Source organism: Caldicellulosiruptor naganoensis, assembly GCF_026914285.1.
Classification (GTDB): Bacteria; Bacillota; Thermoanaerobacteria; order Caldicellulosiruptorales; family Caldicellulosiruptoraceae; genus Caldicellulosiruptor; species Caldicellulosiruptor naganoensis.
Genome location: NZ_CP113864.1, coordinates 2,106,911 through 2,125,947 on the forward strand (window position 1 = coordinate 2,106,911; position 19,037 = coordinate 2,125,947).

A 19,037-nucleotide genomic window follows, 5' to 3' on the forward strand; every position below is an offset into this window, starting at 1 on the left:
AAGGGGGATAAACCTCAAGAAAAATAAAAAGCAGGGAACTTTATTTTACTTCCCTGCTAGAGACTTCTCTTCCTTCTTTTTTTGTTCAATCAGGTTTTTTGCAGCGTTTTTTACATGAAGCTTCATATACTCCTCAGCCTTGTCAGGATCCTTGTTTACAATTGCTTCAAATATGAGTTTGTGCTCTTCCATTGCTTCTTCAAGCCTGCCAGGTGTTTCAAATGATGTTGCTCTTGCTTTTATGATATAGCTGTGGAATGTTGACAAAACATGTTCTAAGGGTTTACTTTTAGATGCTTTGTAAATTAGCTGATGAAATTGGGAGTCTGTCTTCATCACTTTTGGAATATCCTTTTTTCTTGTATAAAGCTCCATGAGGGTTATTATTTCAGTCAGCTCATCTTCCTCTTCTTTTGTAATTTTCTGGGCTGCCCAGCGCGCAGCAAGTCCATCTAAAAGCATTCTTATTGTATATATATCTTCTATGTCCTGAGCAGTAACACCCGCAACAAAGGCCCCCTTGTGAGGTATGGAATACACAAGTCCTTCTAACTCAAGCTGCCTTAAGGCCTCTCTTATAGGTGTTCGCGAAACCCCAAGCTCTTCTGCAAGCTTTACCTCTACAAGCGGGTCCCCTGGTTTTAGAATGCCCATCAAAATCCTTTCTTTAATGATTTCAAATATCTTTTCATAAAGAGGAGAATAACTTCTTTCCTTTTCGTCTGAATGATTGTAAACCATCCAAAATCACCTTCATAAAACATTTTAGGTTTTACAGTCTTTCCATCTCGCGGATAACAGCATCAGCAAACTCTTTTGTGCCAGTTGAACCGCCAAGGTCATATGTAACTTCTTTGCCCTCTTTTATAACTTTTGCCACTGCCTTTTCTACCCTGTCTGCTGCCTCAAGCTCGCCCAAGTACCTCAGCATCATAACACCAGAGAGGATTGTTGCAGTTGGGTTTGCCATGTTCTGCCCTGCTCTTTTTGGCGCAGAACCATGGATTGGCTCAAACACAGCACCGTCCTCACCAATGTTAGCACCTGGGGCAATTCCTAAGCCACCTACCAAGCCCGCTGCCAAGTCAGAAAGAATGTCACCATACATGTTTGGCATAACTAAAACATCATAGTTTTCTGGGCTCTGGACAAGTTTCATGCTCATTGCATCAACAATCATTTCTTCAAACTCTATGTCAGGATAATCCTGAGCAACTTTTCTTGCACACTCTAAAAAAAGCCCATCTGTCAGCTTTTGAATATTTGCTTTGTGGACAGCTGTAACTTTTCTTCTTTTTTCTCTTCTTGCAAGCTCAAAGGCATACCTTACAATTCTCTCACTTGCCTTTCTTGTTATGATTTTTACCCCAACTGCTGCATCATCACCTGCCATGTATTCGATCCCTGCATAGAGGTCTTCTGTGTTTTCTCTGACGATTATTAAATCCACATTTGTATACCTTGACGGAACACCCTCGTAGGATTTTACTGGTCTTACATTTGCGTAGAGGTTAAGAGCTTGGCGAAGTGCAACATTTACACTTCTAAAACCTGTCCCGACCGGTGTTGTAATTGGTCCTTTTAATGCAACCTTGTTTTTCTTTATGCTCTCAAGGACATAGTCTGGAAGTGGTGTGCCATACTTTTCTATAACTTTTTCACCTGCTTCAACAATTTCCCATTCAATCTTCACACCAGATGCATCCAAAACTCTCCTTGCAGCTTCTGTGACCTCTGGTCCAATTCCATCGCCAGGTATAAGAGTAATTGTATAGCCCATGTGTCATCCTCCTCAAAGCAAATTTTTAACTATATAGAGGGGACTTTGTGTCCCCTCTTTTCTAAATATTACTATATTTCTTAGTTCATCCCTTTTGCCTTTGTCAAGTTCAGAAGACCTCCATGTAAAATCATTTGACGCTGTCTTTCCGTGAGATTCAAAACCATTCTATACTTCAGGCCCTTTGTGACATTTTCTATTATCAGCACATCACTCTTCTCAATCTGATCTCTTGCATTTTCAATCTTGAGTTCATCCATCTCTTCAATTGTATCATAATCGTTCGGATTTTCAAACACCATTGGGATAATTCCATTGTTAATTAAATTCGCCATGTGAATTCTTGCAAAACTCTTTGCCAAAACACCTTTTATACCCAAATAAAGAGGTACAAGCGCTGCATGTTCTCTTGACGAACCCTGGCCGTAATTTACACCACCTACAATAAAGCCCCCTCCATTTTCGCGCGCCTTCTTTGGAAAGTCTGGATCGCACGGTGTCAAGCAATAGTCAGACAGATACGGAATATTAGATCTATATGGTAAAAGCTTTGCATTTGAAGGCATTATGTGATCAGTGGTGATATTGTCACCAAGTTTTATTAAAACCTTGCCTGTCACAACTTCTGGCAGTGGTTTTCCTTGCGGGAATGGCTTTATATTTGGTCCTCTTATTACTTCAACCTCATCTGGGTTTTCAGCAGGTGGTATTATCAAATTGTCATTTATCAAAAAGCTTTTTGGCATCTCAACCTGTGGTTCATCACCCAAAGTTCTTGGGTCTGTAATGTAGCCTGTTATAGCTGATGCTGCAGCTGTCTCAGGTGATACAAGATAAACCTTTGCAGAAGGTGTTCCGCTTCGACCTTCAAAGTTTCTATTAAATGTTCTGAGTGAAATTCCATTTGTCCTTGGTGCTTGACCCATACCAATACATGGACCGCATGCACACTCTAAAATTCTTGCTCCAGCTGCAACCAGTGATGCTAAAGCCCCATTTTGAGCAAGCATGTTCAGAACCTGTTTTGAACCTGGAGATATAACAAGCGATACATGCTCTGCAATGGTTTTCCCTTCCAAAATCTTTGCAACCTTCATGAGGTCTTTGTAAGATGAGTTTGTACAACTTCCAATTGCAACCTGGTCAACTTTTATACCTTTTAGCTCGCTCACAGGCACAACATTGTCAGGGCTGTGTGGGCATGCTGCAAGCGGTACCAAGCTCGATAAATCTATCTCAATCTCCTCATCATACTGGGCATCCGGATCTGGTAAAATCTCAACAAAGTCAGACTCTCTTCCCTGTGCTTTTAAAAATTCGTATGTCACCTCATCAGATGGGAATATAGAAGTTGTCGCTCCAAGTTCTGCCCCCATGTTTGTAATTGTAGCTCTCTCTGGTATAGATAAGGTTTTTACACCTTCACCAGTGTATTCAAAAATCTTGCCCACGCCACCTTTGACTGTGAGCCTTCTCAAAAGCTCCAAGATGACGTCCTTTGCAGAAACCCAAGGTTGAAGTCTTCCTTTGAGGTTTACTTTTACAATTTTTGGCATAATTAGGTAATATTCACCGCCACCCATTGCAACTGCAACATCCAAACCACCCGCACCAATTGCAAGCATACCTATTCCGCCTGCTGTGGGTGTGTGGCTGTCTGATCCCAAAAGAGTTTGACCTGGTACTGCAAACCTTTCCAAATGAACCTGATGGCAGATTCCATTTCCAGGCTTGGAAAAGTATATCCCATATTTTTTCGCAACTGTCTGTATGTACAGATGATCATCTGCATTCTCCGGGCCTGTCTGAAGAGTGTTGTGATCAATGTATGCAACAGACCTTTTAGTTTTTACTCTGTCAATACCCATTGCTTCAAACTGAAGATATGCCATGGTTCCTGTTGAATCTTGAGTAAGTGTCTGATCAATCCTGATTGCAATTTCTTTTCCGGGTATCATTTCGCCTTTGACAAGATGCTCTTTTATAATCTTTTGCGCAACTGTTAAACCCATTAGCCCAATAACCTCCTAAACTTTTTGATTATGGTTATTGTTAAAAACACCTTAATATATTATAGCACTAAGGTATACCTGTATACAAGAGCGCAAATTTAAAAATTCCCTTCCTGGCTTTATGCCAGAAGGGGGACAAAACTTTTTAAGGATTTAGTTTCTGTTTGAATCTCTGAACACCATTTTTAATCTCGATTATAACCGCAGACTTCTTTGCATTATGTTTTGAATCTATTGAGATAATTCCAGTAACTCCCACAAAGTCCTTGGTGTTTTCAAGAGCCCTTCTAAGTTTTTCTCTGTCAGTTGTAGAGTTTGCTCTTTTTATTGCATCTGCTATGAAGTAACCCAAATCATAACCCAGTACCGAAAGTGCGTTTGGTTCAATCTTATACTTTTGCCTGTATTTTTTTCTGAAATCTTGAACTTTTTTGTCGGTGTCCTGGGAGGAATAATGTGTTGAGAAAAAGATATTTGTTGCATATTTGTTTCCTGCTTTCTCTACAACCTTCGGATCGTCAAACCCGTCAGAACCTAAAATTGGTATCCATATCCCAAGTTCTCTCGCCTGTTTGATGATAAGTCCTGCCTCATCATAGTATACAGGGGTAAATATAGCCTGTGGTTTTTTGTCTCCTATCTTTGTCAAAATTCCATTGAAGTCTTGTTCGCCTTTTACGAAAGCCTCTTCAGCAACTACTTTCCCGCCACCTTTGGTAAATGTCTCTTTGAAGTTCTTGTAAAGTTTTTTGCTGTAGTCTGATGAGGCATCATAGATAATTGCTGCTGTTTTTAGCTTTAACGTTTTTAGTGCAAAGTTTGCCATAACACCTCCTTGGAACGAATCATTAAAGCAAATTCTAAAAACGTATGCCTTTGTCTTACCAGTTCTTTCATCAATTGTAACCGAATCATCTGTAGCAGTAGCTGACACAAGCGGCACTCTGTATCTTGTAGCGGCAATTGAAGCAGATTTTGTTGCACCTGATGTCACAGGGCTTAACATTGCCAAAACTTTCTCTTTTGTCGCAAGCCTTGTGGCAATATTTAGCGCTTCTGTCTTGTCAGATTTGTTATCATATATAACAAGCTCAATCTTTTTGCCCAAAACGCCACCTTTACTATTGATTTCATCAATTGCTATTTTAAGTCATTCTAAGTGTCTTTGTCCAAACTGTGCAACACTGCCTGACAGCTCAAGATTTACACCAATTCGTATAGTTTTTGAGCTGGGCGATTGCGCATATGACACAAGTAAAAAGACAAATACCAAAACTATCATCATACCAAGAATCCTTTGAAATCTTAGTCTTTTCATGTCCTACCGTCCTCCTTGTCCAAAATATTTTTTTGATAATCAAAAAAGGCAAAGGGAATAGTCTTTTAAAAGGCCCCTTTGCCTTTTTTGCCTTTATTAATTTGGTTGTTCAATATTTTAGCATAATACTTACTCGAATAGGTGTAGAGATATTTTCCACAACGAAAGAATGTGCGAAAATAGTGGGAAAAAACTTATAAAAAGAATTGAGGCTGCCTCTATCCTGACATAAATATGAATATTATATCGTATCATGAACTCAAGAATCTGCCTGAAAAAGCTATAGAATTAATTCGGAAAGTATTTAAAAATAATAACAAAGACGTATCAAAAACTGCCAAAATGTTAGGTGTATCAAGACATACAGTCAGAAGAGCAATACATGGTCCTCTTGAGGATAAATCCAGAAGACCCAAGACTTGTTCTAAAAAACTTTTTTTATAAGCTCGAAAATCTTATTATTCTGGAGACCCAAAAAAACAGGAGGAGAATATGGACGTCTTTTACTCTATTTGCTTAGAAAATATGGTATTAATTTTCCGAGTTTCAACTTGATACAAAACATCTAAAAGAACAAAGATAGTCTTCCTAAAGAAGTATATGAACACATGATAAAATACAATCTACCATGTTATAAATGGAAATATGATAGATGTTGCTACAAGAACAAAATTTACAGCTTACTCATATGAACTTTCATCTACTTTTGGATTCATGCTTATATCCTTAGTAGCTTTATGGCTTAGGACACATAATGTGAGAAATCTAATAAAAGTTAGATTAGACAATGAAGAAGAATTTTGCAGAGGAAGCGAGAAAAAGCTTAAGGAATAGAATGAGATGTTTTCACACTTTTAGGAGTAGAGCTAAATCCTATTCCACCAAAAGCAAAGCACCTTATGGGGGTAATTGAAAACTCACTCAAGAAGCAGATGATGAGTATTTTTTTAATGATTTATGCTTGATACATGCAAAAATAAAGATAATTTCATTCAAAGATCTCAAAAATGGCAGGACACATGGAATTTTTTTAGACCTCATAATGGTAAAGGAATGAATGGTAGGGTACCATTAGAAAAGTTCACAGACTCTAAGACTTTGGTCTCCTACCATGTGTTTCAGTTTCCTACTTTATTTCTTGAGGACATACTGAAAAAGTTTGGGACCTTTTACTCTCTGTTTTGTAATGAACTAGGTTGTAAATGTGTCTTTACCACGTGTCAAAATTTGTATTTTATTTTATATTAAGGTAATTCGTAGCTGTTTTAGATTTAGTATATAAAAAGCAAGACATAATTTGTATTATTTATATTTAGTTGGTTATAATTGCTAATAGGAGGAAAATAAAAAGGAGTTAACTGTGATGGATATAGAAGCATTAGCCTCAGCAGGATATGAAATATGTAGAAATATCGCTAAAAGCAATTTGCAAAAAAATTTTACCTTGCAGGTGGCACTGCATTAGTATTACAACTTTAGCACAGAAAATCATATGACTGGATTTTTTTCAAAAAGAAGTTGGCGAAAGATAGAATTTGAATATATTTACAATATCTTAACCAAGTTGTTTTCTAAAAAGGATGTAAATATTATTATAAAGCAAGTTGACCAAATGACTTCTACTAGATGTGGAGTAAAGGTAAGCTTTATTGCATATCCTTTCCCTTTGATTGAGCCATTAGTCACCAAAAGTAGGTGAAATAGATTGGGGAAGTGTATTTCTTGATGAAAAAGAGTATTGGGAATATAGAAATATGAGAAGTAAGATGAACTTAGTAGAAAAGTGGAAACAGACAAGAAAGATACACAAGTCAAAAGCCAGCCCAACCTTTTAGGACTGGCTCTTTTTATGTTGAGAAAAACTATTTTACCCTGCTTTCATGCATCTTGAAAAGCTCTGGCATGACTTCTCTTACAATCATTTCAAGCTCATCGTCGCCAATAACAGTTGTTCTTCCATTTTCGTACTCCTTGTCAACCCACTCTTTTATTTTAGCAACTCTTGGGTCGCGCTTGTCGATCCTCTGGTCGCCCTCAAGCCTAAAGTAGGTGTTAATCCATGCTGCAATACCAGCAAGCCCAGAGTGTGCATCAACTGCGATGACAATTGGCCTGTTTAAAATCTTCTTTGTATCAAAGATGTTGTAGATCTCCTCATCCTTCAAGATACCATCAGCATGAATTCCTGCCCTTGTTGCATTAAATGCTCTTCCTACAAACGGCGTCCTTGGTGGAATCTCATAGTCAAGCTCTTTTTCAAAGTAATCTGCAATCTCAGTGATTACCTCAAGCCTCATATTCTTTGTTGTACCTCTAAGCTGAGCATATTCAATTACCATAGCCTCCAAAGGAGTATTGCCAGTCCTTTCACCAATACCCAAGAGCGAACAGTTGACCGCAGATGCACCATAAAGCCATGCAGTGCCTGAGTTGACAACAGCCTTGTAAAAATCGTTGTGACCATGCCACTCAAGCCATTCAGACGGTACCTCTGCGTAATGTCTTAGCCCGTAAATTATTCCTTGAACACTTCTTGGCAGAGCAACTCCCGGGTAAGACACACCAAGCCCGAGGGTATCGCATGCTCTTATTTTAACCGGCATGTTTGCCTGTTTGGCAAGTTTCATAAGCTCATTTGCAAACGGAACAACAAAGCCATAAAAGTCTGCTCTTGTGATATCTTCAAAGTGGCAGCGCGGAATAATTCCATGTTCAAGTGCTGTTTCAACTATTGAAAGATACATCTCCATTGCCTGTTTTCTTGTCATGTTGAGCTTTTTGAATATGTGATAGTCAGAGCATGAAACAAGAATACCTGTTTCTTTGATACCCATTTCCTTTACAAGCTGGAAATCCTCTTTGCGTGCTCTAATCCATGCAGTAACCTCTGGATAGCGATATCCTCTTTCCATACACTTGACAACTGCTTCTCTGTCTTTTTTAGAGTACAGGAAAAACTCTGTCTGCCTAATGACACCAGACTCATTGTCAAGCTCATGTAGATAGTCATAAAGCCTCACAATCTGCTCAACTGTATAAGGTGATCTTGCCTGCTGACCATCTCTGAAGGTTGTATCTGTTATCCATATCTCATCAGGCACAAACATAGGAACATGCCTGTGGTTGAATGCTATTTTGGGAATTTCTGTATACGGGAATATCTCTCTGTAAAGGTTCGGTTCTGACACATCCTGGAGTGTATATTTATACGCTGCCTGCTCAATCAGATTTGTCCTGGGGTTAAATTCTACTTTCGCCATATATTAACCCTCCACATTGTATATATGTATACAATTCAGTTTATGAGATATATTATATTCTACTTTTGCATCTTTGACAATACCATGCTGCAAAACTTTATTACACGCAAGAGTATATTTTAAGATATGAATCTGAATTTTGCAAGACGTCAATTTAGAGTCTTCACGAATGGAATTATTTTCTTATATCTCTTCCTCAACTTCGTCAGAATACAATATTTTCTGAGCAGCCTCATCAGAAGAAAGGTTTTCGACGCTTTTGAGCTTCTTTTCAATGGTCCTTGTCTTCTTTGCAGCAGTGTCTATTGTATCCTGCGCTTCAATGAGTTTCTTTTTGACCTTTTCCAAGACCTCTCCAAACTTTGAAAACTCGGTCTTGACAGCCGACAGAAGTTCCCATACCTCACTTGTTCTTTTTTCAATAGCAAGGGTCCTGAATCCAAGTGCAAGACTATTCAAAATTGCAGAAATTGTTGTAGGACCTGCAATTATCACTTTGTATTCTCTTTGCACATATTCAAAAAGTCCAGGAATTCGCAAAACCTCTGCATAAAGCCCTTCTGTTGGCAAAAACATGATTGCAAAGTCGGTTGTCTTTGGCGGGTCTATGTATTTTTCTTTAATTGTCTTTGCATTTTGCTTTATGCTGTTTTCAAGTTCTTTTGAAAACTTCAAAATCTCCTCAATATTGTTTCTCTCCTGTGCCTCAAGTAGCCGCTCATAACTTTCAATGGGGAATTTGGAGTCTATAGGAAGGTATATAAATTCATCTTCTTTTGTATTTTTAGACGGAATTTTTATGGCAAACTCAACCTGTTCCTGGGTATGAGGTTTTATTCTAACATTTCTCTCATACTGGGAAGTATCTAAAATTTGGTCTATAATGTTTCCAAGTTGAATCTCACCTAAAACGCCTCGTACCTTTACATTGCCCAAAATCCTCTTGAGGTCTCCAACACCATTTGCTAATGCTTGCATCTCGCCAAGTCCTCTGTGGACAAGCTCAAGTCGCTCTGATACAAGTTTAAAAGATTCACCAAGCTTTGCTTCCAACGTCTGCTGTAGATGATTATCTACTGTTTGGCGAATCTGTTCAAGCTTTTTTTCGTTTTGTTCTTGGATTTGGGAAAGTTTAAAATCTACTTCTTTTCTTATCGCTTCAAGTTTTTCCTGGCTTGTGGTTGTAAGGTTTAAAATTTGGTTTGAGAATGAATCAAACTGAGACTTTTGAAATGCTGAAAAGTCAGAAAACCTGCTCATCAAAAGATTTCCAAATGAGCTTATAGTGCTTTGCACATCGTTTCTATTTTGAGAAATCTGGTCTAAAGTAAGGCTTTGTAGCCTGTCAAGCATTCTTTCTATATTTTCAAACTTGTTTTCAAGTTTTGTTTGAATAGGTGAGTTTTTGAGACTTAGGATAAGTAGAATATTGACAATAAGCAAAATTACCACCAACGCCAAAAGAACAATTTCCACTTCAAAATCCCCCTCAAACCAAATTTAAAAAACGGGCTGCTTTTTTAAAACTTCATAGCAGCCCACTCTTTTGCACAAACCCTTAAAAATTTACTCTTCTAAATCCAAAAGCTCCTTCAGTTCATCGTCATCAAGCGCAACCTGCGGTTGTTGAATCTTTTTGGTGTCCTTTATAATCTCAAATTCGCCAACAGAATACTCTTTTACCTCAACATTTTGCTGATTGTCCTCAAATTTCACTTTAATTTTCTCTTTTAAGACATTTACCTCAACAACCTCACCCTCGCCATCAGCAGTTCTTACAATCGCACCAATACCAGGAAGCTTTAGCATAGCTTCTTCATAGAATTTTTGCTCATATGTCAGGCAACACATAAGCCTTCCACAAAGTCCAGAAATCTTCGCAGGGTTTAACACAAGTCCCTGCTGTTTTGCCATCTTAATTGAAATTGGCTGAAATTCGCAAAGGTGCGTTGCACAGCACACCTCTCGCCCGCACGGCCCCAAACCGCCTCTGAATTTAGTGTCGTCTCTGACACCAATCTGCCTCAGTTCAATTCTTGTCCTAAAAACTGCTGCAAGGTCTTTTACAAGCTCCCTAAAATCAACCCTTCCCTCTGCAGTGAAATAGAAAAGTAGCTTGTTGTTGTCAAACGTATACTCTGCATGAAGTAGTTTCATAGGAAGGCCGTGTTTTTTGACCTTCTCTTTGCAAATCTCAAGAGCCCTTGCAGCCTTTTCAATATTTTCCTGAGCCTTTTTATAGTCCTCTTCAGTTGCCTTTCGCACAACTTTTTTTAGAGGCTGGACTATCTCTTCATCAGGCACTTCTCTTTTCTCAATCATAACTTTGCCCATCTCAATCCCACGGACAGTCTCGACAATCACATCATCCCCTGCTTTTAAATCTATGTCATTTGGGTCAAACCAGTATATCTTGCCGGCTTTTTTAAATCTTACTCCGACAACTTCTGCCATTATTTTAGCCCCCTGATAGTTTTAAGAAAATCATATCAAGCACATTGTCTGAAATAACATTTGCATCTGGATATTTATCTAAAATCATGAAATCTTGTAAAAGTTTGTATATATGAGTTATTGTATGTTTATTTGAAAATTCTATGATCTTCTCTAATTTGTCTGTATTTGTAATAAGTTCAATGCTCTTTGTCTTTTTATACAAAAGTGCATCTCTCAAAAAGTATATGACGTTTTCAAATAAAAATTCAAAATCGTTTTTAAACTTTTCAAAGTCACTTTCAAATTCTTTTATCAAATTAAAACTTGCTCCATCATACGAAAGGATCTTATCAAAAATATAGTCTCTTTTATTTTGAACTTCTTTGTTGTAAAAATCAAGAGCAATTTTAGGATTACCTTTGCAAAGCTTGAGTATATAATCCTTTGGCTCAAGATTATTTTGCTCTAAAATCTTTGCTATTTCAGAGGCAGAATATCTTTTAAAAGAAAGCACAATAGACCGTGACAGGACTGTTGGTAAAAGTCTTTCTATATTGTTACATGTGATTATAAAAAGCGCATAAGGTGGAGGTTCTTCTAATGTTTTTAAAAGAGCATTCTGAGCACTTATCGAAAGTTCTTCGCCTTCTTCAATTATAAATATCTTCTTATCAGAAAAAACAGGACCTCTTGATAAGTCCTTTATAATCTCTCGAATGCTCTCAACCGAAATCTCTTTCTTATCTTCCTGTCTTCTTATAATATTGAAATCTGGGTGTGAAGAAGCCTCAAAAAGATGGCAGGATTTACAAATCCTACATGAAGATTTACTCTCGCAAAGAATGTGCTTTGAAAATATCCTTGCCAAAAGCTTTTTGCCAAGACCTTTTTCACCTTCAAATATATAAGCATGAAAAGGGTTTTTAAGTGCTTTTTTAAGTGTAAATACAATCTCTTTTTGACCCACAAACGTATCCAAGTTCATCTTTTGCCTTCACCTTCTACATAAATAAATCTATCAAAAGTCCTTTTATTTCGCCAATATATGATAAAACCTTTATATTATCAGTTTCTTTTTTGATAATCTCCTGAGTCAGCAAATCCATTTTTTCATCAATCTTTTTTACAATCCCAAATACCTTGTGCCTGCCTTTTCTCGCAAAAAGGCTTTCTTTAAAATACTCATGAGAAGAAAAGACTGTATATGACAAAAGTTCTTTGATGGATTTTTTGTACTCTTTTAAAGTTAACAAATCCATCTTCTGTGCAAGAGACTTTCCAAGTGAATCTATTTTTTCTATAAGTTCTTTTATTCTATTGATTATTTGCTGCCTTTCAAGTTGTTTAACATACCCTGAAAAAGACTCTTGCTTTTTTTCAACCTTTTTAGAGTCTTGAAAAAGCGTTACATTAGAGATATTGTTTCTTTTTACATCCTCTATTCTCATCTTTTTCTCTCACTTCTTTAAAACTATATTTTTGAAATTCCTAAACCTTTTCAAACCTCTCAATGTTGAGGACAAAAATCGTCGCACCACCTATTGTAATCTCTATCGGATATGGAATGTACGCACCCATTGAAGGATTATTTGTAACAGGAGAGGAGACAATCTGTTTTCTCGTTTTGCACTTTTGAGATATTATGTCAATTACCTCGCCAACCCTGTCATCTTCAACACCAATTAGCAATGTGGTGTTCCCAGAGCGCAAAAATCCCCCTGACGTTGAAAGTTTTGTTGCCATTATTCCTTCTTTCTGAAGACTATCCAAAAGTCTTCCCACATCCTCATTCTGGACTATCGCAACAACCAGCTTCATACTCTTTCTTACTCTCCTCTCAAACCATTTTATCCCTTTATTCCAAAAGGTCATCTATCACCTTACAAACCTTTTCAAATACCTCATCAACTGTACCCTCTGTTTCAATGTTTACACACCTTTCAAACCTCTTTGAAACCTCTTTAAAACCATTGTAGACTTTCGTATGAAAGTCTACATCTTCAATGTCAAGCCTATCAGTTTTGCCTGCCATTTTGAGTCTATTTATTGCAACCTCCGGTCTTACTGTCAAGACAATGTATAAATCAGGTTTTACCTTTTCTTCAAAGATAGAGTTAAGTTTCAAGATATTATCAATACCAATTCCTCGGACAATACCTTGATAGACAACACTACTTAGAATGTACCTGTCACAAAGGACAATATACCCCTCTTCAATGGCAGGAATCAAAACATTTTTTACATGTTCGTTTCTGTCTGCTGCAAGAAGCAAAGCTTCTGTCAGACCATCCATTTTGTACGCAGGGTCTAAAAGGAGTTTTCTTATTCTGTATCCTATCTCTGTTCCACCTGGCTCTCTCGTTGTGACAACCTTATAGCCCTTTTCTTTTAGGTATTTTTCCACTTTCAAAATCTGAGTGCTCTTGCCTGAACCGTCGTTTCCTTCAAATACAATAAACCTACCTTTCATCAATTACATCAACCTCATTTTCTTCTATAAAGTGATTACCCAAGATTTCCGCTAAGTATTCTATTGTGTCTTTATCTATAATCTCACCCTCAACCACCACAGGACAGCCTGGTGGATAAGGAATGATCGCCTTTGCAGATATAAGCCCAACTGCGTCCTTTAGCTTTACCTTTGTCTTTTTATAATCATCTACCTCATAAATCCTAAAAATCTTTTTTGGTCTTGGCGGCAGAGAAAATCTTTTTCTCTCTATCTTCTCTTTTCTCTTTATTATATCACAAAAGAAGCTTTTTAAATTTTCAAAGTTAGAAAGGCTATCGATGAAGGAAAAATAAAACAAAATTCTTCTTCTGTCAATTGCCTCAGGTACAATGGAATACTTTGAAAGAAGCACTTTTATATCTTCAATCTCAAATCCTAACTTGTCAAAGTTAAAAAGAAGCTTTAATATATCTATATTTTTGAAGTGGTAGTTTGTATACTCTAAAACTGGCAAAGAAAGTTCTCTTAACTTCTTTTCAAGGCTATAGTATAGATCTTCCCCAAATCTTTTTGAAAACTCTATACCATACTCGCTCCAAAGCAAAAGCACATATGACGGGCTTGATGTGTGAAGGCTTATGAGAATGTCATTTAGTTTACTATTGTCATTTAAATTCGACAAAAGCAAAGCTGACTGATTTGGGCAAGGCAAGGTTTTGTGAAGACTCATAATACATATATCTGCACCTTCATCTAAAGCTGTTTCTTTTCCAACAAATTTATAATATCCACCATGCGCTTGGTCTACTATTAGTTTTTTGTTGTACTTTTTAGTGAGTGCAGAAATAGTTTTTATATCCTGATTTATCCCATAATATGAGGGTGAGGTTATTATTACAACCTCTGATTTTGTTTTTTTCAAAGTCTTTTCAAATTCTTTCTTGTCAATATATGTGTAAACTCCAAGTAGCGAATCATATTCAGGGTAAATATACTCTATATCAAGCTTCAAAATCCTTGCAATATTGTAAATACTTTTGTGTGCATCCCTGTTTATAAGTATACTTCCAAATGGCTTTGAAAATGTTGCTATACAAGATTGTAGAAGGTGTGTTGAACCCTGAAGAGATAAAAAAGAGTACCTTGAGTTAAAAAAGCTATTTATGTTTTCTAAAAACTCTTTAAGAAAACTTGTAGGATTCAAAAGGTCATCTGTGTAGATTGTCTCTGTCACATCAAAATATGGATAGGCATTTTTAATACTATTGGGAAAGATTTTTTCTATACCTTTATGCCCCGGCATATGAAAACGCTGATAATTGTAATTTTTGAGGCTGTTAAAAATCTTCAGGCTATTCAAAATTTCTTGCATACTTTCTTGGTCCAATCTCATATACATCTTCTCCCAGTGAATCTATTGCAACAATACATGGCAAATCCTCAACCTCAATCTCTCTTACTGCCTCTGCACCAAGGTCTTCAAACATAACAATCTTTTGAGATCTGACACAGCTTTGAACCAAAACTGCAGCACCGCCAAAAGTAGCAAGATAAATGCTACCGTGTTTTTTAATTGCCTCTTTTACAGCCTCACTTCTTTTACCCTTCCCAATTAAAACTTTTATCCCAAACTCAAGCATCATAGGAGTAAATATATCCATCCTGCCTGCTGTTGTCGGTCCACATGGTCCTATTATTTCACCCGGCTTTTCTGGACAGGGCCCCATGTAATATATCGCACCGTTTTTAAAATCTATTGGAATTTTACTACCGTTTTGAATCATCTCAAAAAGCCTTTTGTGAGCAGCGTCTCTTGCAACAAAAAGTTTGCCGCACACTAAAACTTCTTGACCACATTTTAGCTTTTGTATCTCCTCAGGATTTTGAACCGGAACATAAATTCTGTTCAATTTCTTTTTCGCACTTCCTTTCAACTGCGAAGATCTATCTAAATTTTGGTTCATTTTATAATTTAAAGACCGGGTGCTTGATTTTTCTACCCGGTCCTAAGCTATCTTGCAAAAATATTTAGAGCTACTCTCTTGGCTTTGGAGCATCAACAGGGCATACATTTGCGCATGCACCACAAGATATGCACTGCTCTTCATTAATAACATATTTCCCCTCGCCAGGGGATATACACTGAACAGGGCATTCACTCTCGCATGCGCCGCATGAAATACAATCGTTTGTGATGTAATATGCCATCTTATCTTTGCCTCCTTTTTTGAAATTAAATTTACTTCTATAATAATACCACGATTTTGGAGTTTTTAAAATAGATTTTTTGAATAAATCCCAAGTTTGTAATTTTTATAGATACTCTTAGTAACTCGGTTATGGAAGGTTTCTAACTGATTTTAAGGTTGTAAAGTATACAGAAAATTTGATCTTTTAAGCCTTTTCTTGTAACTGTTGGCTTATGATGCAACTTTAATTTTAAATTGTCAAAATAAAAGTATATGGAAAGTTGTTTACTTTCTATAAATTATTGGTTAAAACTTTTTAAATAAATATGAAAAAGACAATAGCAGTTATAACCACATTATTTTTCATGATTTTTTCAACAGCATTTGCCCAAACAAAAATTTATACAGTTCAGGCAGGAGATACTTTTTGGAGCATTGCTATCAAAAAACAAATTGGAATAAGTGAACTATTGAAAGCAAATCCTCAAATTAAAAATCCTAACCTCATATACCCTGGACAAAAGATAAATATTCCCAATAGCAATAATTTAAAAGCCTTAGAAAATGAAGTGATTAAACTGACAAATCAAGAAAGGGCAAAGGTAGGACTTCCTGCTTTAAAAGTAAACTGGCAGCTATGTCGCGTAGCAAGGTTTAAATCTCAAGATATGGTAAGAGAAAAACTATTTTTGCATTACTCTCCCACTTATGGCTTACCTTTTAGAATGATGGAAAGTTTTGGACTAAAGTTCATGGCTGCTGGTGAAAATATTGCATATGGTCAAAGGAGTGGTCAGGAAGTTGTAAGAGCATGGATGAACTCCCCAGGTCACAGAGCAAATATCCTAAGCCCATCTTTTACTGGAATTGGTGTTGGGGTTGCAAAAAACAGCAAGGGAGTTTTGTACTAGACCCAGATGTTCATAAGACCATACTGAAGGTTAATTTTGGGTTAGAATAAAATGCTTGAAAAGTAATAACTGGGGACCAAAAAGAGTATATCTTTTAAAAATGGTCCCCAGTTTTTATTTATACAGTCTAAGAAAATTTACAACTTATTTTAAAACATTTATTTCTACTCGTTCTACTTTCCCATTTGATATTTTGATCGTATGCGCCCCAACAATATTACCTTTTGCAATCGCGTTATACACAGTCTTGTACACAAGCTTGCCATTTGCGTCAAAACCACTTATTTGAATTTTTACGTTTTTGTTATTTCCAAAATTTGTGATAATAATATACAACTTCCTTCGTTCTCTATCAAATAACTTTTCGTGAATCTTAACACCATCTTGCTCAGGTAAAACTGATACATCAACTTTTTTAACATATGTAGGAATATTATTAACAATACAGGTGTCAATTGTTCCTTTTCGGACCCTAAAGTTTCTAGAACCCACCCAAATTTTTTGCCCTTTTTGGTCATAGCCTTCTATCTTTACCCACAGGTTATCATCTCTTTCAGAATTATTTATGCCAACTATATACAAATTACCTTGCTTGTCCAAACACCAGTCAACTACAAATGATGGTATAGATTTATTTTGTACAATTTCAACCTGAAGATTTTTCAAATAAGTAGGTACACCTGAAATAACTTTTGTGTCAATATTCCGCGGTTTTAACCGGACATTTCTTGAGCTTGGGAATATTTTGTTTTTTTGTTGTCATAACCCTTTAACACAAAAAACTGCATATTGCTTTTTGTATTATTTACAGCTACAATGTATAAATTCCCCGTTTTATCTAAGCACCAGTCCACAACGTATGAAAAATCAGTCTTATTTTCGATGATTTTGACCTTTACATCCTTTATATTCGAAGGAATACCTGATATCACGGTTGTATCAATTGTTTTACTCTGAATTTGCATATTTCTTGTTGTCAAAAATGCTTTATTTGACTCCTTATCATACCCTTCTATTACTAAATAAAGTATATTAGCAACAGTATTGTTCACTGCCACAATATACAAATCCCTATTTTTACTTAAACACCAATCTACAATATATGAAGAGTCAGCCTTATCCGGAACAACCTCAACTTTAACATTTCTCACGTCCGAAGGAATATCTGGAATTATAGCTGTATCAATAGTTCCTCGTTGAATCCGCATATTTCTGGAGCTTAAAAACACTTTATCCTGCTTGTCATCATATCCTTTTATAGCCAAAAACAGCTTATCTTCAGACGTAAAGTTAGTAGCAACTATAAATAGATCTCTTGTTTCTCTATTCAAAACCCAGTCAAGAAAATTAATAGCTTCTTCACGTGTAAAACACCTAACCTCCCACTTTTCAGGCACAACAGTTTCTGGTAAGTTAAGTTGCGCAATACATGTGTCAATAGCATAACCTTCTGTACTAATTAGTTTCTTAATATCAAAAACCATGTTTCGTGAACTCAAAGCTATTTTTTTACCATTCAAGTCAAACCCATTAAATTCCAAATACAAATAGCGATCAAACATTTGATCCCTATCTATAACACCCCTTTTTTGTGAAATCTTTTCAAAATACGGTTCATAATACGTTGCCGTGACATACACTCTCCTTTTAATCTTGTCGTAAGCCCAATCAACCACCCGAGTTGACTTGATGGTTGCATATTCAAGGTATGCTTCAATATATGTCAAGTCTGAAGGTGTATCAGTTCTAATATGAAGTTTATTCTCTCCTTTAGAAAGACCTGTAACATTCATTGATGAAACATAACACGGCTCATTTTCTTGAGTATATCCGCGGACAACTAAAAACGTTGGATTTACCTTAGACTTTGGTTCATTATAGACATTTACAAAAACAGCATCCTGTAAATTCGTAACAGCTATTATTGAAGTACCTAACTTGTCTTTTAAAGTATGAGCTTCAAGTTTGATTACATCATCACCATCTATCTTGTACCTAAATATCTGATTATTAATTTGATAGATTGTCAAATAATAATTCTCTGAAACTTTATTCTTTCGGTAAACTTTTAACTTAATATCAACACTTTTCTTTGAAAAATCTTGTGGAAGTTTGATATAAGCATAGTTTTTGTCAAAATAACATTGAAGTTTTTTATCAACTTTTAACTCATCAAGTTTTTTGGCAGGCGTATTAGTCTGTTGAATTGTGCTTTCTCCTTTCGCAATATCATCCACAAAACAGAATTTTACAATAATTACCAAGAATAGGACTAACAAGCTAATAATTAACTTCTTTGTATTAATATTTTTCACGTTTGTTTCCTCCTTCTAACGTGGCTTGGTAAGAGAGATTTTATAAAGTATGTGGTTATTTGGATCTTTGGTCTTTTTACATACTTTATACATTCTTTCCTAAATTTCCTTTTCCCAACATTTGGGGATATTCAAATAGAAAACTTAATTAAATTTACAAACATAGGTAGGTATATTATCGAATACTTACATCCAACATACTTAGACAAAAAATATAGTTAGCACAAGGTACTACAATTATTAATAGCTTAATTAAGAAAAACGCTAATTCCTGTGACATCTATGCTTTGTTTATTAATATATGAAATTTCCTGCTTTTGGTGCGAAAAGTAAGCAAGGGCTGTCAAAAATTATTTGAGATGAA

16 protein-coding genes and 2 pseudogenes are annotated in these 19,037 nt (G+C 36.2%); 2 read left to right on the forward strand and 16 right to left on the reverse strand.

All coding sequences use genetic code 11. From position 1 onward, the window contains the following. Window positions 1-45: 45 nt before the first annotated feature. The 4 genes and pseudogenes from OTJ99_RS10540 to OTJ99_RS10555 all read right to left on the reverse strand — a co-directional run bounded on the left by OTJ99_RS10540 (window position 46) and on the right by OTJ99_RS10555 (window position 5,110). A complete protein-coding gene (locus OTJ99_RS10540) occupies window positions 46-741 on the reverse strand; it encodes a GntR family transcriptional regulator (protein ID WP_045166274.1) in 696 nt (231 codons plus the stop codon). 31 nt (window positions 742-772) lie between these two features. Beyond that, entirely contained in the window at window positions 773-1,780 is a 1,008-nt protein-coding gene (locus OTJ99_RS10545; protein ID WP_045166273.1) for an isocitrate/isopropylmalate dehydrogenase family protein, read from the reverse strand. 80 nt (window positions 1,781-1,860) lie between these two features. Next, window positions 1,861-3,792 carry an aconitate hydratase gene (locus tag OTJ99_RS10550; protein WP_045166272.1) on the reverse strand — a complete coding sequence of 644 codons (1,932 nt, stop codon included), beginning with the start codon at window positions 3,790-3,792 and terminating at the stop codon, window positions 1,861-1,863. A 145-nt stretch (window positions 3,793-3,937) separates the two neighbouring features. After that, window positions 3,938-5,110: pseudogene (locus OTJ99_RS10555) on the reverse strand (ABC transporter substrate-binding protein). A gap of 234 nt (window positions 5,111-5,344) precedes the next feature. Here OTJ99_RS10555 and OTJ99_RS10565 point away from each other — a divergent pair. Continuing rightward, window positions 5,345-6,358, forward strand: a pseudogene (locus OTJ99_RS10565) (IS481 family transposase). Between the two features lie 614 nt (window positions 6,359-6,972). Here OTJ99_RS10565 and OTJ99_RS10570 read toward each other — a convergent pair. The 10 genes from OTJ99_RS10570 to OTJ99_RS10615 all read right to left on the reverse strand — a co-directional run bounded on the left by OTJ99_RS10570 (window position 6,973) and on the right by OTJ99_RS10615 (window position 15,538). Then, complete coding sequence (locus OTJ99_RS10570; RefSeq protein ID WP_045166271.1) at window positions 6,973-8,370, reverse strand: beta/alpha barrel domain-containing protein; 1,398 nt, start codon at window positions 8,368-8,370, stop codon at window positions 6,973-6,975. 183 nt (window positions 8,371-8,553) lie between these two features. Then, complete coding sequence (locus OTJ99_RS10575; RefSeq protein WP_045166270.1) at window positions 8,554-9,846, reverse strand: DNA recombination protein RmuC; 1,293 nt, start codon at window positions 9,844-9,846, stop codon at window positions 8,554-8,556. 90 nt (window positions 9,847-9,936) lie between these two features. After that, the gene (locus OTJ99_RS10580) at window positions 9,937-10,824 is read right to left on the reverse strand and encodes a PSP1 domain-containing protein (RefSeq protein WP_045166269.1); all 888 of its coding nucleotides are present in this window, start codon (window positions 10,822-10,824) and stop codon (window positions 9,937-9,939) included. A 4-nt stretch (window positions 10,825-10,828) separates the two neighbouring features. Continuing rightward, the gene (locus OTJ99_RS10585) at window positions 10,829-11,791 is read right to left on the reverse strand and encodes a DNA polymerase III subunit (RefSeq protein ID WP_045166268.1); all 963 of its coding nucleotides are present in this window, start codon (window positions 11,789-11,791) and stop codon (window positions 10,829-10,831) included. 16 nt (window positions 11,792-11,807) lie between these two features. Beyond that, window positions 11,808-12,254 (reverse strand): YaaR family protein, encoded by a 447-nt coding sequence (locus tag OTJ99_RS10590; protein WP_045166267.1) that lies wholly within the window; start codon window positions 12,252-12,254, stop codon window positions 11,808-11,810. Between the two features lie 40 nt (window positions 12,255-12,294). Beyond that, window positions 12,295-12,624 carry a cyclic-di-AMP receptor gene (locus tag OTJ99_RS10595; RefSeq protein WP_045166419.1) on the reverse strand — a complete coding sequence of 110 codons (330 nt, stop codon included), beginning with the start codon at window positions 12,622-12,624 and terminating at the stop codon, window positions 12,295-12,297. Between the two features lie 37 nt (window positions 12,625-12,661). Further along, on the reverse strand, window positions 12,662-13,279 hold the full coding sequence (gene tmk / locus OTJ99_RS10600) for a dTMP kinase (protein ID WP_083943582.1): 618 nt from the start codon (window positions 13,277-13,279) through the stop codon (window positions 12,662-12,664). Next, window positions 13,266-14,651, reverse strand: coding sequence for an aminotransferase class I/II-fold pyridoxal phosphate-dependent enzyme (locus OTJ99_RS10605; RefSeq protein ID WP_456298827.1), 1,386 nt, complete (start codon window positions 14,649-14,651; stop codon window positions 13,266-13,268). The genes tmk and OTJ99_RS10605 overlap by 14 nt, the downstream gene beginning before the upstream one ends. Next, entirely contained in the window at window positions 14,611-15,168 is a 558-nt protein-coding gene (locus tag OTJ99_RS10610) for a FumA C-terminus/TtdB family hydratase beta subunit (RefSeq protein WP_045166265.1), read from the reverse strand. Before OTJ99_RS10610 ends, OTJ99_RS10605 begins: the two co-directional genes overlap by 41 nt. 124 nt (window positions 15,169-15,292) lie before the next feature. Then, window positions 15,293-15,538 carry an indolepyruvate ferredoxin oxidoreductase subunit alpha gene (locus OTJ99_RS10615; RefSeq protein ID WP_268748537.1) on the reverse strand — a complete coding sequence of 82 codons (246 nt, stop codon included), beginning with the start codon at window positions 15,536-15,538 and terminating at the stop codon, window positions 15,293-15,295. 235 nt (window positions 15,539-15,773) lie between these two features. Here OTJ99_RS10615 and safA point away from each other — a divergent pair, with 235 nt between their 5' ends. Next, the gene (safA, locus tag OTJ99_RS10620) at window positions 15,774-16,358 is read left to right on the forward strand and encodes a SafA/ExsA family spore coat assembly protein (RefSeq protein ID WP_045166263.1); all 585 of its coding nucleotides are present in this window, start codon (window positions 15,774-15,776) and stop codon (window positions 16,356-16,358) included. Between the two features lie 144 nt (window positions 16,359-16,502). Here the strand turns inward: safA and OTJ99_RS10625 are convergent, their stop codons facing one another. Together OTJ99_RS10625 and OTJ99_RS10630 are read right to left on the reverse strand one after the other, a co-directional pair. Continuing rightward, on the reverse strand, window positions 16,503-17,024 hold the full coding sequence (locus tag OTJ99_RS10625; protein ID WP_045166262.1) for a hypothetical protein: 522 nt from the start codon (window positions 17,022-17,024) through the stop codon (window positions 16,503-16,505). A gap of 47 nt (window positions 17,025-17,071) precedes the next feature. Next, window positions 17,072-18,673, reverse strand: coding sequence for a hypothetical protein (locus OTJ99_RS10630; RefSeq protein ID WP_045166261.1), 1,602 nt, complete (start codon window positions 18,671-18,673; stop codon window positions 17,072-17,074). Between the last annotated feature and the right edge of the window lie 364 nt (window positions 18,674-19,037).